Annotated in this window: 17 protein-coding genes; 1 reads left to right on the top strand and 16 read right to left on the bottom strand. The window is 49.5% G+C overall.

Annotated elements, in window-relative coordinates; genetic code table 11:
- The 13 genes from spoIVA to ypeB form a co-directional block, all read right to left on the bottom strand.
- Nucleotides 1-934, bottom strand: a 934-nt coding sequence (spoIVA, locus tag AQR02_RS34390; RefSeq protein WP_245237504.1) for a stage IV sporulation protein A, incomplete at its 3' end; no start/stop codon positions are given.
- 401 nt (nt 935-1,335) lie between these two features.
- A complete protein-coding gene (locus AQR02_RS16235; RefSeq protein WP_245237505.1) occupies nt 1,336-2,058 on the bottom strand; it encodes a DUF3939 domain-containing protein in 723 nt (240 codons plus the stop codon).
- 78 nt (nt 2,059-2,136) lie between these two features.
- On the bottom strand, nt 2,137-2,505 hold the full coding sequence (locus tag AQR02_RS16240) for a 2Fe-2S iron-sulfur cluster-binding protein (RefSeq protein WP_054941369.1): 369 nt from the start codon (nt 2,503-2,505) through the stop codon (nt 2,137-2,139).
- A 52-nt stretch (nt 2,506-2,557) separates the two neighbouring features.
- Nucleotides 2,558-2,737 (bottom strand): DUF2768 family protein, encoded by a 180-nt coding sequence (locus AQR02_RS16245; RefSeq protein WP_054941370.1) that lies wholly within the window; start codon nt 2,735-2,737, stop codon nt 2,558-2,560.
- Nucleotides 2,738-2,898: 161 nt separating this feature from the next.
- Complete coding sequence (locus AQR02_RS16250) at nt 2,899-3,174, bottom strand: stage VI sporulation protein F (protein WP_054941371.1); 276 nt, start codon at nt 3,172-3,174, stop codon at nt 2,899-2,901.
- Between the two features lie 67 nt (nt 3,175-3,241).
- Nucleotides 3,242-4,282, bottom strand: a complete 1,041-nt coding sequence (locus tag AQR02_RS16255; RefSeq protein WP_054941372.1) for an NAD(P)H-dependent glycerol-3-phosphate dehydrogenase — start codon at nt 4,280-4,282, stop codon at nt 3,242-3,244.
- A complete protein-coding gene (gene plsY, locus AQR02_RS16260; RefSeq protein WP_054941373.1) occupies nt 4,275-4,892 on the bottom strand; it encodes a glycerol-3-phosphate 1-O-acyltransferase PlsY in 618 nt (205 codons plus the stop codon). The genes AQR02_RS16255 and plsY overlap by 8 nt, the downstream gene beginning before the upstream one ends.
- Nucleotides 4,893-4,904: 12 nt before the next feature.
- Nucleotides 4,905-6,230: a ribosome biogenesis GTPase Der gene (gene der, locus AQR02_RS16265; protein WP_054941374.1), complete on the bottom strand. Its 1,326-nt coding sequence runs from the start codon at nt 6,228-6,230 to the stop codon at nt 4,905-4,907.
- 184 nt (nt 6,231-6,414) lie between these two features.
- Nucleotides 6,415-7,728 carry a 30S ribosomal protein S1 gene (gene rpsA / locus AQR02_RS16270; protein ID WP_054941375.1) on the bottom strand — a complete coding sequence of 438 codons (1,314 nt, stop codon included), beginning with the start codon at nt 7,726-7,728 and terminating at the stop codon, nt 6,415-6,417.
- A gap of 169 nt (nt 7,729-7,897) precedes the next feature.
- Entirely contained in the window at nt 7,898-8,485 is a 588-nt protein-coding gene (locus AQR02_RS16275) for a lysophospholipid acyltransferase family protein (RefSeq protein WP_054941376.1), read from the bottom strand.
- Nucleotides 8,482-9,192, bottom strand: a complete 711-nt coding sequence (cmk, locus tag AQR02_RS16280; protein WP_054941377.1) for a (d)CMP kinase — start codon at nt 9,190-9,192, stop codon at nt 8,482-8,484. The genes AQR02_RS16275 and cmk overlap by 4 nt, the downstream gene beginning before the upstream one ends.
- A 186-nt stretch (nt 9,193-9,378) precedes the next feature.
- Nucleotides 9,379-10,032 carry a flagellar brake protein gene (locus AQR02_RS16285; protein WP_187388791.1) on the bottom strand — a complete coding sequence of 218 codons (654 nt, stop codon included), beginning with the start codon at nt 10,030-10,032 and terminating at the stop codon, nt 9,379-9,381.
- A 151-nt stretch (nt 10,033-10,183) separates the two neighbouring features.
- On the bottom strand, nt 10,184-11,542 hold the full coding sequence (ypeB, locus tag AQR02_RS16290; RefSeq protein ID WP_054941378.1) for a germination protein YpeB: 1,359 nt from the start codon (nt 11,540-11,542) through the stop codon (nt 10,184-10,186).
- Between the two features lie 62 nt (nt 11,543-11,604).
- On the opposite strand from ypeB, the gene AQR02_RS33095 reads away from it, so the two are divergent.
- Complete coding sequence (locus AQR02_RS33095; protein ID WP_209444167.1) at nt 11,605-11,751, top strand: hypothetical protein; 147 nt, start codon at nt 11,605-11,607, stop codon at nt 11,749-11,751.
- Nucleotides 11,752-11,877: 126 nt separating this feature from the next.
- Here the strand turns inward: AQR02_RS33095 and prsW are convergent, their stop codons facing one another.
- The 3 genes from prsW to AQR02_RS16305 all read right to left on the bottom strand — a co-directional run bounded on the left by prsW (nt 11,878) and on the right by AQR02_RS16305 (nt 13,900).
- Nucleotides 11,878-12,573 (bottom strand): glutamic-type intramembrane protease PrsW, encoded by a 696-nt coding sequence (gene prsW / locus AQR02_RS16295; protein ID WP_054941379.1) that lies wholly within the window; start codon nt 12,571-12,573, stop codon nt 11,878-11,880.
- Between the two features lie 123 nt (nt 12,574-12,696).
- A complete protein-coding gene (locus AQR02_RS16300) occupies nt 12,697-13,311 on the bottom strand; it encodes a genetic competence negative regulator (protein ID WP_054941380.1) in 615 nt (204 codons plus the stop codon).
- Between the two features lie 220 nt (nt 13,312-13,531).
- The gene (locus AQR02_RS16305) at nt 13,532-13,900 is read right to left on the bottom strand and encodes a hypothetical protein (RefSeq protein ID WP_054941381.1); all 369 of its coding nucleotides are present in this window, start codon (nt 13,898-13,900) and stop codon (nt 13,532-13,534) included.
- Nucleotides 13,901-14,143 lie beyond the last annotated feature (243 nt).

The following is a 14,143-nucleotide window of genomic DNA, read 5'->3' on the forward strand; positions in this document are numbered from 1 at the left end:
ACAAATCAATTTCAGCCACTCCTTGACCCATGTTCATGCCGCTGAGTCCGGCTCTGTCAATGAAGTCATATTCAGTAAACTGGGAGACCAGACGGTCTACATCCCGCAGACGGCGGATATCTTTTACCGTATCCCGGACGGAATTCTCATAGCTGCTGCGCAGCCAGTGGTTCTCGCCAAGCACCATGACCCAGCTAGGCAGGTTGACATTAACCTCATGTACCGGGAATTCATAGAGTACTTCCCGCAGCACACCGGTCACATCCTCCTCCGTCATATTGGCGGCACTGAGCGTCATCACCGGAATGTCGTATTTCAGAGCCAGCTCACTGCGGAGCTGCTGTGCTTCCTCACTGCGCGGCCGGGTAGAGTTGATTACAAGCACGAACGGCTTGCCGACCTCCTTCAGTTCAGCAATCACACGCTCTTCCGAGTCAATGTATGAGTGGCGCGGGATTTCAGCAATTGTGCCGTCCGTAGTCACTACTACACCCAGTGTGGAGTGTTCCTGAATCACTTTGCGTGTGCCAATCTCCGCCGCTTCCTGAAAAGGAATCGGTTCCTCAAACCAAGGTGTGGAAATCATACGGGGCCCGTTTTCATCCTCGTAGCCCTTTGCGCCTTCGACGGCATACCCTACACAATCGACCAGCCGGACATTCACTTCAAGGCCTTCCGCAACTTTGATCTGTACCGCGTTGTTCGGCACAAATTTCGGCTCCGTTGTCATGATTGTTTTGCCAGCTGCGCTCTGCGGCAGTTCATCCACAGCTCTTACCCGGTCTGCTTCGCTCGTAATGTTCGGCAGAACAATCGTCTCCATGAAGCGTTTGATGAATGTCGATTTCCCCGTGCGAACCGCGCCGACGACGCCAAGATAAATGTCTCCGCCGGTACGCTCGGCAATGTCCTTGAAAATATCCACTTTTTCCAAAAGAGATCCCCTCCTCATATTACTCCGAAGAAAAAATGCCTGAAGAGCATCGACTTCGCGTTCCGCCGGTAAACTGACCCTTGCAGGACATCCACCGGACTTGGCATTGCCCGCCAGGGAGCCTAGCCTGCCTAAGCGGAACATTCTTGCCCCGCGCTAAACTCCGAATGCTCGGACATGCATTTGGACTAGTATCATCATATGTATCCGGAACAGATTTATGACCCGCAGCTAAGCAATTTATACACGAATTTCACAAAAGCCAGCTGCTGCCCGGAAACCTTCTCATCAAGCATATGAAAAACAGGCGGCGTCTAGAACTGATTCACTCTTCCGAAGCACAGCAAACACAAATAAGCCCCCTGAGTTAGGGGGGCGGTTATACACTGCTGATTATTTACTTATGGCTGGGGAACAGGCTTGCCGCTGACCCACAGATAAGGTAAGGACTTCACCGGCACATAAAAAGAAGCCGTCTCCAGTTCGGTTCTCAAGTCCTTATCGGACTCAGGAGTACTCTCATTTTTATCTATTGCAGACTGAATATCAAGGACATAATCAACGTACACCCTGCCGTTCTTATCCATCATAAATTCCAGCGGCTCACCGGAATAAACACTCTTTAGTGTAATCCCAGACGTCCCCGCCTGTTTGGAATTGATAGAAAAAAGGCCCGGATATCGTTCTTCCCCTGCCGGAAGCTTGCCCCCGTGATCCGACTTGTAGCGGTTCACCTGACGCTGGACATCATTGACCTTCTGCACAGTGACGAGATCCATCAGCTTCACAACAGGAGTAGTTTCTTCATCCAGAATCAGAAAATGGGCATTTCCGCCCTTTTCGAATGCCGCAGACGGAATTTCCTCTAAATACCCCTGCTGGCGCAGCTTTTCAAGGTCAACCACGAACTTCTCATAACGCGGTGTGGACTCGTCACTATTAAGAATAGGCAGCAGCCCTTCCGTCTGCTGATAATCATCAACAGCCGCCTGAACGCGCCTGACACTCTCCCTGCTGCTGCTTCCCGGCTGCATCTGCTCTTCGGGATACATACATCCTGCCAGTACAGACAGCAGCAGGATGATTCCTGCAAGCAGCCCCAGTCTTGCTCCTTGCCTGTTCACTCTCCTGGCGAGTTTCACAGCTTCCGCCCCCCGTCGTTCAATCGCTGAAGGATCCGCTCTTCAGCATCATATCAGTTACTACCATAGCTCGTCCCTTTCACCACGGCGTGCAGCTTCAAGCCTGCGGCGTACAGCCGCCTTGAGCGGGTCTTCTGGAACACTGACGTTCAAATCGCTGCAGACGGCAGCCTGGCAGGCCAGACGAACGCCCTGTTCTAGCAGGCTGCCCAGCTTACGCCGTTCGGCCTCCCCGGGTGGACGCAGCGCACCGGATTCTTGCTGTTCCACAGTCACCTTACACATCAGACAGGCAGCTTTGCCTCCGCAGCGTGTAGGCAATACCACTCCGGCCTTGCGGGCAGCCTCCAGCAGCGATGTCCCATGCTTAACAACCGCTATTCGTTCCTCGGGCAGAAAAGTAACCTTATATCCATTTTGCAGCTTCATCATACAGCTTCCTTCCCTAGCTATGTTTCAGGCATTGCGTTTGTGTAAATGCTTACATAATTGAAGCCGCTCCGCTGAGCAGGCCGATTAACATGATAACAAAGGCAACTATGGACAAAATGGCCCTAAGCACGCCTTTCGTCTTGCTGCGGGCAAAGGTGATCAGAAACACTGATACTCCCATGATTAGTATCGCAATAAGAGATAACCACATCTTCGTCATCGGATCCATAGCTGAGCCGCCTCCTGCCGTTTATCTTTAATTGCGAATATTATAGCATGAACATTATATCAAGAAACCTATAAAGTCTATCCCCCAGAAAAAAAAGAGCAAAGACCCTGGAATCTGCTCGGATTCCGGGTCGTTTGCTCTCCGCAATATGAAGAGAAATACTATTTTTTCATTAACATTTTCATCAAAGACTCCATTGTGCCGGAGTTTGTGCCGCCTTTTTTGACAGCACTAATAATCTCCTGCACAGTAGCCTCGCTGACCGGCACCTTCGCCATGGCTGACACCTGTTTGATTAACTGGCGGAGCTGGGCTTCATTCTGCATGGTTCCCGGCTTGACCGTACTGGCCAGCTTTTTAACCGCACCAGGCGTTATATTCTTGCCTGCCTTTTTGTTGATGGCATTTAATGCATCTTTGGAAAAATCTCTGTCCACTCTTCTTCCCTCCTCCGTCAATCCCCATTACAACATATGAGAATCGCCGGCAAAAGGTGAACAGTCCTCAGGAATGCCACTGCTCCCAAGTTTCCTGCGAGATAGCTTCCATCTCCGTCTTGCGGTCACGGCCCATCAAGGCTTCTACTGCGCTGCGGGGTGTTCTTCCCTTGAACAGCACGTGGTAGATCTGGTCAGTAATCGGCATCTGCACGCCTAAATTCAATGAGATCGCATAGGCTGCCTCCGTCGTACGAATTCCTTCTACAACCATGCCCATTGAATCCAGTGCTTCAGCAAGCGGTTTACCTTGTCCCAGCATCCAGCCTGCACGCCAATTACGGCTATGCTGGCTCGTTGCCGTCACGACCAGGTCACCGAGTCCAGCCAGACCGGAGAAGGTCAGCGGATTCGCCCCCAGCTCTACACCGACGCGGGAAATTTCAGCGAGTCCGCGGGTCAGCAGCGCCGCTTTGGCATTATCACCGAAGCCCAGACCATCCGACAGACCGGCGCCAAGGGCGATAATATTTTTTAGCGCTCCTGCCAGCTCTACCCCCAGTTGATCGCGGTTGGTATAGACACGGAAATCGTTGTTAATAAACAGTCCCTGCGCAATGGCAGCCCGTTCTTCATCAGCCGAAGCGACAACAACCGTTGTCGGACAGAGACGGACGACTTCCTCGGCATGGCTGGGCCCGGAGAGGACCACAATCTGACCCTCACTGCACCCCAGCTCTTCGGAAATCACGGTTGACATCCGCTTCTTTGTTTCCGTCTCAAAACCCTTCGTGGCATGAATACAGAGCATATCTTCCTTCCAAAAGCTCTTTAAGCTGCGCGCCACTTGACGCATACCGGATGACGGTGCAACAATGACTACCGCTTTGGAACCGTCCACTGCTTTTTCCATGTCTGTAGTGGCAATGATGTTCTTGGGTAAAGACACTCCCGGTAAAAAGTGTTCGTTCGTATGCGCCTCATTAATCTCGACAGCTTGCTCAGGCCTACGTGTCCATAGATAAACTTCCGAGTGGTTAGCCGCCAGCACAGATGCCAGCGCAGTTCCCCAACTGCCCGCGACCAGCACGGTTACTTTATCAGACAACGCGATTCCCCTCCTTGACTTTGGAGCCGATTTTATTCTCTCTTCCCTGAGAGATCTTGACAATATTGCTGCGGTGCCGCCAGAAGGCAAAAACAGCGATAATCAGGCTGCCCCAAAGCTCTGGAGCCGTAAATCCGGTAAACAGCAGGAAGACCGGAGTAAGCGCCACAAAAATAAGTGAGCCGAGGGACACATAACGGGTGAACACAATAGCCAGGATTGCAATAATGCCGGCAGTCAGTGCAGGCCAAAAGCAAAGTGTGGCCATCACGCCAATGGTAGTCGCAATCCCCTTCCCTCCGCGGAAGTGAAAATAAAGCGGCCAATTATGCCCGATAATGGCAGCAATACCGCAGGCTACTGCCACCCAGCCTCCCCAGCCGCCGGCCCAGGTTCCGAGCCAGACCGCAGCAATTCCCTTCAGTACGTCCAGAACCAGCACCAATATAGCCGGTCCTTTCCCCATCACTCTAAGTGTATTGGTAGCTCCGGCATTCCCACTTCCATATTGGCGGATGTCGATCCCCTTGAGCAGCCGGGCAAGCAATACACTGAAGCTGACAGAGCCAAGCAAATAGCTTACAACGATAACCAGAAGTTCAAACGCCACTACTCTTCTCCCCTAACCTTCGTTTTCGGATTTGCGCCGCGTAAAGAGACGGATCGGTGTACCTTCGAAATTGAACGCTGCACGGATTTTGTTCTCCAAATAACGTTCGTAGGAGAAATGCATCAGTGACGGATCATTTACGAACACAACAATCGTCGGCGGCTTCACCGCAACCTGGGTTACGTAGTTGATGCGCAAGCGGCGTCCTTTATCCGTAGGCGGAGGGTTAATCGCTACAGCATCAGATACCACATCATTAACCAGATGCGTCGTAATCCGCAGTGCATGCTGCTGGGCAACATGCTGTACAACCGGGAGCAGCTTCTGAAGACGTTGTTTTGTAAGTGCTGACAAGAAAACAACCGGAGCATAGGTCATAAACAGGAAGTGGTCGCGGATGGTGTTCTCAAAGTTCTGCATCGTCTTGTCATCCTTCTCGACGGCATCCCATTTATTCACCACGAAGATCGAGGCTTTCCCTGCATCATGGGCATAACCGGCAATATGCTTGTCCTGGTCGATAATGCCTTCCTGGCCGTTGATGACAACAAGTACTACATCTGCCCGCTCTATAGCACGCATGGCACGCATGACACTGTATTTCTCTGTAGTTTCATATACTTTGCCGCGTTTACGCATACCCGCTGTATCAATCAGGACATACCGCTGTCCATCCCGTTCAAAAGGAGTATCGATCGCATCGCGTGTAGTTCCGGCAACATCACTGACTATAACGCGTTCCTCACCGAGAATAGCGTTCACGAGCGAGGATTTTCCTACGTTCGGACGTCCAATCAAAGCTACACGAATCACATCTTCATCGTATTCTTCATCTTCCTTTTCCGGAAGCTTTTCAGTAACCGCATCCAGCAAATCGCCGATTCCGGTACCATGGCTGCCGGAAATACCGATCGGATCGCCAATTCCAAGGCTGTAGAATTCATAGATGTCTTCCGTACGCTTCATATTATCCACTTTGTTGATCGCCAGCACGATCGGCTTGCCGGACCGGAACAGAATCTGCGCTACTTCTTCATCTGCATTCGTAAGACCGCTTTTCGCCTCACACATAAAGACGATGACATCCGCTTCCTCGATCGCCAGCTCCGCCTGAACGCGGATCGATTTCAGAATCGCATCTTCACCGTCAATCTCAATTCCTCCGGTATCAATGACACTGAAGGATTTGCCGTTCCAATCGGAAACGCCATAAATCCGGTCACGGGTAATCCCCGGTTTATCTTCTACAATGGCCAGTCTATCACCAATCAGCCTGTTAAAAATCGTCGATTTCCCGACGTTAGGCCTGCCTACAATGGCCACAACGGGTCTTGCCATATTCATTCCTCCTGTCTTCCTTACGATTTCATCATAGCAAAAAACAATTCAATTGGAAAACACAATCGGCGAACCCCCGAATGAGGGCCCGCCGATTACTTTACCCGGTATGACACCAAATATAAGACACATAAGTCACCCTATGCGGTATCCTTATATTTCTGTGTAAACATAAATTAAGGGATTAGTTATTGCCCTTGAATTTGTCCAGCTTGTCGCCGAAACGTTCAGCCAGAGTGAAGCTGAGGCCTTCGTTGCTGAGCGATACGTTAGGATTGTTCAGCACTTCTTTAGGCGCTCTGTCTCTGCTCTCTCTGCGTTCAGGTCTAGCCGTAGGAGCCGGAGCTTCTTCGGTTTCCTTGATGCTGAGGCTAACACGCTTCTCGGATGGATTGAAGTCCAGAACCTTCACTTGAACTTCTTGTCCTTCTTTGAGAACTTCATGCGGAGTGCCGATGTGCTTGTGGGAGATTTGCGAGATGTGCACAAGGCCTTCAACGCCTGGAAGCAGCTCAACAAATGCGCCGAAGTTTACAAGGCGTTTAACTTCGCCTGTTACTACATCACCAATGTTGATTTTCCCGGCAGCGGAATCCCAAGGACCTGGAGCAGCCGCTTTGATGCTGAGGCTGATTTTGCCTTTTTCCGGATCCACTTTAAGGACTTTAACGCGAACTTTGTCGCCTTCAGAAACAACATCAGATGGTTTTTCCACGTGGTTCCAAGCGATTTCGGATACGTGAACCAGACCGTCAACGCCGCCTACATCAACAAATGCGCCGAATTGAGTCAGACGTTGTACTGTACCTTCGATGATTTGTCCTTCGGTCAGCTCGGACATAATCTTTTGTTTGTTGGCTTCGAATTCTTCTTCAAGCACTTCTTTGGCGGAAAGAATAACCTTGCTGTTCTCGCGGTCCAGTTCTTTCACTTTTACGCGCAAGGTGCGGCCTTTGTAGTCACTGAAATCTTCTACGAAGTGACGTTCAACCATGGAAGCAGGAATGAATCCGCGTGCGCCAACATCAGCCACAAGGCCGCCTTTGACAACATCAGCCACAGTAACTTCGAAAGCTTCTTGGGAAGCAAAGTACTTTTCAAGATCTTCCCATGATTTTTCGCTGTCAACTGCACGTTTGGAGAGCACAAGGCTTTCTTTATTGTCGTTGACGCTGACTACTTTGCACTCCACTTCTTGTCCAACTTCAACCGCTGCAGCAGCGTTGTCCAGCTGTACGGAAGAAAGTTCGCGAATCGGAATCACACCGTCGTATTTATATCCAATGCTTACATAAGCTTGGTTATCTTCGATTTTGACGATTGTTCCTTTCACGGTATCGCCTTTTTTCACAGAAATGATTTCCAAACCTTCTTGGCTAGTCACTTCTTCTTCATTGCCGGCAACAGGCACAGTGGATTCCACAGTTTCTGTTGCTTCTACGGTTTCGTTGTTCTCAACATTAGCCGCAGCTTCCTGATTTCTTGTTTCTTCAGACATGTGATTACCCTCCTCGATTCAAAACCCCATTTATTTAAACCCGCGTAGCGCAGAGTTCAAAACAATCATTACATGTAATACCACTTGTATTTTTAAGTTAGTATGTTCCAAAAAATAGCGGTTATGCCGTTATTCCTCAGTATTCGTAAAAAGCTCAAAGCTAACGGATCTATTTCGTACTGGGCTTGCCGGTCTTACTCATCTCATGGATCCGTCCCATAATTACGTCGGTAACTTCTTCAAGAGATTCGCTGCCTGCTCCGGCAAATGAGCTGAGATCGATGGGTTCCCCATAAATAACGGTCATTCGGCGGAATGGCTTATAAGAACCGATAATAGCGGCCGGAACAACTGCTGCGCCGCTGCGAAGCGCAAAGCTTGCTGCGCCTTTCTTAGCAACACCGGAATCAGAGTTACGCGTTCCTTCCGGAAAAATGCCCATAACATGTCCGCTGCGAAGCGTATTAAGGGCCGTTTTAATGGATTCTTTGCTTACGCCGCCACGTTTGACAGGAAAAGCGCCCAGTTTGTCTATGAGCCAGCCCAGCACCGGAACCTTGAACAGTTCGGCCTTGGCCATATACTTGACCTGACGTTTCAGCTTAATCCCGATGGTCATCGGATCAAGCAGGCTGATATGGTTCGCGCAGAGCAGTACCCCGCCCTCCTTTGGCACATTTTCTTTTCCCACAATCTTGAGCGGGAACAGGATGGCATAAATCAAGCGAAGCAATCCACGGCAAATAACATAAATCATGAATGATTTCTCTCCCCGTTAACATGAGATCTGCAGTGGGAGACAATAGCTTCCACGGCTTGATGGATATCCATAAAGGTCGTGTCAAGAAGAATAGCATCCTCTGCACGGCGCAGCGGCGAAATCTCCCGTCCTTCATCAAGACGGTCACGGGCTGCAATATCGTGTTCAAGCTGCTGGAGAGTCACTGTTTCCGCATCTTTCAGCTCCTTGTAACGGCGGAGGGCACGTTCCTCCACACTTGCCGTCATGAAAATCTTCACTTCGGCATCCGGCAGTACGGTCGTACCGATATCGCGGCCGTCCATGACTACCCCTTTGCGGAGTGCCATCTGACGCTGCAGATGACTGAGTCTGGATCTTACACCTTCGAGTTTCGAATACTGCGATACTTGACCGCTGACCTGAAGACTGCGGATATGGGGGGTTACGTCTTCCCCATTAATGAGCACCTTCTGTACATTTTCCTCCGGAATAAGCTCAATCACCATATCGCGGACTAGTTCATCCACCTGTTCATGGGCTTCCGGCGGAATGCCTTGTCGGAGCATATACCAGGTAATTGCTCGGTACATAGCACCCGTATCAACATAAATGTAAGACAGCTTGCGTGCTACCAATCGGGCTACAGTACTCTTGCCTGCCCCGGCAGGTCCGTCGATGGCGACGTTAATTCTGTCGTTAGTATGTGTCCACTGCCTATCCAACGGGGCATTCCTCCTCAAACACTCTTTCGTCCGGAAACACGGCAAAGCCGCAAATTTCCAGGGACTTACTGATATTATCAAGAAAAAAGCAGGCATTGCCTGCGACTTATAAAATTATACCACAGTTTGGAACACAGTGCAAAACAGCATATGCCTCAAAATGCATACAAATATCCGTTAAAAGGGTCAGCGGTTGCGGAAATCAAACTGCCGTTCAAAGCAATATCGGATAATTTTTTGCCGTTCTGCATCAGAAATGGACGAGAACTTCAGCATAACGAGACTGCGCCCGTTTTCAAGCGGCTTCATCCGCACAATTTCCCCTTCAAAATTCGCATGCTCCGTGCTGCCGTTGCGGTAAGGAAGGAGCAGCCAGCAGCTGAGCTTGTCGGAAACCGCAAGCTTAACCTTGGCATCGCTGAGAAATGAAGTCCCCCCGCCCCCGATATCATCGGTCCGGACGAGAAAGCGGCTGCCTAGAGCATCCTTCACAGCCAGCTCAAGCTCAGCGTTAACGCGCAGAAAGCTGCGGCGCTGAATTTTGAAGATGGATTCCGCTTCCGGCTTGCGAATCCGGACCATACGGATCACATCTTCTTTAAATCCGATAACATGAGTACTGAAATAATTCTTAATCCCGCCTTCAGTAATAAAATATGCGGAGAGCTCGTCACCCATAAACAGCTTTTTCAGCCGGCCCTTGTCCACCTGCATCGGAATTTCAATCAGAAAAGCATCATCTTCCATATCCGCGATTCTGGATCGGTATTCGATCTCCGTTTCCGCCGGATCACTGGAAGCTACCTGTATGTATAGATGTTCATTAATTTTGGGATACAAACCTGTCACCGCCACAATGTTAGTAAGTTGATCTGTTTTTGATTATAGCATGGCCTTTTGACACCGGGTTAGTAAATATTATAAAAGTTCAGAATTTGAAACAAAAAAGGAGGGGCTCCTCTAGGGAACTGCCCTCCTGCTTCATTAGAACTTATTTATCCTGTGCTCCTGAGGAAGTCCGCACCTCTTCCACTGCCTCTTCATTTCCATCCGCAGCATTCAGATAAAGGCGGTATTGTGAACCGTTAATTTTGCCCCCGAATTCATACGTAAGAAGCTCCACAGCATCTTCATTTTCAATCCAGGCCAGACGGTGATAAAGCTCTTTGAATTCCGGGTTTAAGTGTTTTCTGGCCTCCGCAAGCGATAGCCCGGGTTTAGGGATTTCGCGCTTTTCCTGATGTTCATTGACAAAGTCGCTCGCCTGGAAACCAGTAGGATCCCCTGTATCCAGCGCAACCCGCACCGTCATTTTCTCAGGATAGATCAGCACACCGTTCTGGCTGCTCACAAAAGTCAGGTTCCCTAGATTATCGTAACGGTCCGCGCTGACTGCGGTCATTCCCGGATAACCCTTTTTCTTCAGGAATTCACCTGCTTTGGTTACCGCCTGTTTCATCGAGACTTTGGCCGGACCGACCTCGCGGTTATCATTATACGAAATCAGCAGCCCGCCTTCTCTTGTAAAGTCCATGCTGATCGGCTGCTGATGATCGGGGCTGGATACCATAGCCGTAAATGAAGCCCACTCGGTGCCTTTTCCGTTCTCACGGACATCCACCTTCTCATTACCGCCGATGTCGGCAAACTTCACCGCTTTTGCTTTGATTTCCTCTGCAGTAACCGGCTTGCCCCCGAGTTTCTTGACGGAACGTTTGTCATAGATGCTGGCCACAGATGGTCCCCAGTCCAGTTCTGGATAGGCTGCAACCCGTTTATCCACTGTTTTAAAACCGTCAATAATCGTATTGTCCTCAGCCTTTTCCTCAGTCGCGAGAGCCGACTCCACATCCATCCAGCGCAGCTTATTGCCAATAACCTTCTGCTGCACTTCCTGCAAATCCTTGGATATTTCGCCGGAATTTTTATAGAGCGCCTTGAGGTTCCCCAATTCGGCTTCTGTCAGCGGCTTTTTCGTGAAGTCACGGACAGCGGCTTTATAAGAGAAGTTGGCGATTTTCGAAAGAAATTCCTCCGTATCACTGAACGGCAACAATGTAAGCGGAAGCTGATTAATCTCATTCTGTGCCTCACTGGTTAACCGCCATACATTGACGAGGCCTTTGCGGTGCATTCCGTTCGAGGAAGAGTTCACTGCAAGGGTGTTTCCGAGTTCACCATGAAGCCGCTCCACATGAAAAGAAAGATCATGGAAGGCTCGCTGATACTGATTCTCTGCTTTGATTAGAATTGAGTTTTTTTCCTGGTTCTCCTGATATCCCCAGACCAGCGCTCCTACCAGCAACAATGCGGTAAGCGGGAACATTATGGCACTTAATCTTTTGTACATAGGGCTGCAAGACTCCTTTCGGTAGCTTATTGCCGTTAGTTTGACAATAACTGAGAAGAGTTATGCACCTTACAGGCCCGCAAAAAAAAGAGAATACTTCCAGACCCTCCGGTTCAGGCCCGTTCTTCAATCTCAAAACCGCTGCTGCTGCTGCACAGGCACTGCTTGAAGCCGGTCTGTATCACTCCGTGCTCCTTGTTTCCTCTTAATATGTAGGTTTCACCACACTGCTTGCAGACAATCCGCACTTTTACACGCAAAAAAGACACCTCTCTCCTCTCTGGAATTCCTTGCTTACGGAACTTTCCGGGTTAGATTAAGTGTGTCCATCTCATTTATAGGTTAACCTCTTCCTCACGCTTCAAAAAACGGAACGGCGAGCGGCTGTTGGCCAGCGCCACCTTCCCCATGCCTCCATACCATAATAAAGCCATCAGAGGCACGATAAACCAAATCCAGTAATTCGCTGTAGTACTTAGTATAAAGTCATAGATTCCGTGCCACAGCCAAGGCAGCAGGAGCGAGACAAGCAGGATCCCCCTCGTCCGGTTCCCCTTCGAGAACTTGGCCCTGCCCATGTGATATCCCATAACAACTCCGAACATCGCATGTCCCGAGACCGGCAGCAATGCCCTCATAAACATTGATCCGATTGAAGCATGGCTGTACCAGGCATACATTATATTCTCAATTGTTGCGAAGCCTAGCGAAATCGCTACGGCATATAGTATTCCATCATATGGCTCGTCAAATTCGGTATGATTGTAAATCATATGGTACAGCACAAACCACTTCAAGCATTCCTCTACTCCTGAGGAGATGAGGAACGAGTCGACATAGGGACCTCCACTCAGCCCCAGCACCATGCCCCTCTGGATGATCATAACCGGAAAAACAATCAGCAAACCTAGCAAAAATACCTTTATGACCATATGCAGCGGTTCCTGATCATACTTATCTTTCAGATAGAAAAAAGTCAGCAGCGCAAGTCCCGGTGCCACTGCCGACGTAATGACCGATAACAAAAGCACCGAATAACCTCCCCGAGCTTATCTCTCCTATCTGTTACCGCAAAACCCGGCGGTATGCAGGAAAGTCATATTTCAAAACTAGAGGAAAGGACCGGGCCGCAGGCCCGGTCTCTCCTCAACCGCTTATTCCTGGCGCTTAAAATGAGTGCACAATAACTGGATTGCATTCTCAGCCATTACGGTCTTTCCGTATTCATCCAGAACAGCTTCTGTAACAGGGGACGAATCCCCGAACTCCGACAATACGGCTACAATTCCCGTAAGGACATTCTCTTCATATTCCTTCGGATCGAAGTAGAGGTACCATTTATCATTATAAGAATACAGTTTTCCCTGGGAAGTAATATTGCCGATGAGCACATGAGCCGCTTCAACCAAAACCTCAAAATCGCGGAATGCATACACAATGGAGTCGCTTTGTTCTAGAGTAACTTCCATTTCGTAAATCTCTTCAGGCATTTCTTCTTCCCCGGCTCCACCGTACTGATGGTGATCATATTTCCCCCGGGTCACAATAACGACCATACCTTGCGCGGGCAATGCGAACACTTCCACGGCAAGCGGACCTGTGGCGTCAAAACCAAGTTCACTGTACGCCTGGTCCATCATTTCCGTAAAAAGGTCATGCACCTTGGGAACTTCCTGCCACATATCTTCCTTCTGGATGCCCCGCTCGCTCAGGTCGTCAAAAGTGAGGAAAATCCGTATCTTATCTTGACCTAATCGCTCTATTCTCATGACAGGATCCTCCTTTTGCAAGCTCATTTAATATTAATGTATGATGAGTCCCGAGTAATGAGCCAAAAATGGTTACTATGTATGTATGTTATCATTTTGGCGCTGTAAATGCACGTAAATAAATATTTTAATGACCCATTTATTCCGTCAGTCTGATAAAAAAAGAATCATTTTGCGGATGGAATCATCCCCAAAATGATTCTGCAATGTTGCTTTGCGGTTACAAACCGGGTATTGCTGTATGAGTTTCTTTAAGAATTTGCTCTACCTCATGTTTTACATCAGGGTTGCTGCGGATGAAATCCTTCAGCATTTTAAGATTGGATTCCTTGGATTTAATTGCAGACTCCTTGTGGTCGGCATTGCCGGCAGCCTTATGCTCAGCTGTGTCATTGGCGCCGCCCGTTTGGGTGCTGCCGAATCCGGTCATCGCCATACCCATAATTTTGTCCCGTGCCTTCTCCCCTGCTCCCTGCATCTGGCCGCCCGGCTGCAGGAGCGAGGACATCATGGTACTGCGTTTTTTGGACATCATCATACTGGCGGCTGCACCCAGCATCACTCCGCATAAAAATGACGAAGTATTCATATCTCTAACCTCCTTGTATGGTAAAATCATGCTTAGTGTTCGCGGAAAGATTCCGGCTCATACAGCCAAACAACAAGAAAGCGAGATGAAAAAAGTGGGTAAAGCAATATCAGCGCTCCTGCTGGCCACCCTTCTGCTGTCTGCTTGCAGCGGCGGGAACAACGGGGACACTACAGGGAGCAGTGTAATGCCATCTGCCACCGCTACCCAGGAAGCCTCAGCAGCACCAGCTGACCAGGGTAA

It is taken from the genome of Paenibacillus ihuae (genome assembly GCF_001368795.1).
GTDB classification, from domain to species: domain Bacteria; phylum Bacillota; class Bacilli; order Paenibacillales; family Paenibacillaceae; genus Paenibacillus_AQ; species Paenibacillus_AQ ihuae.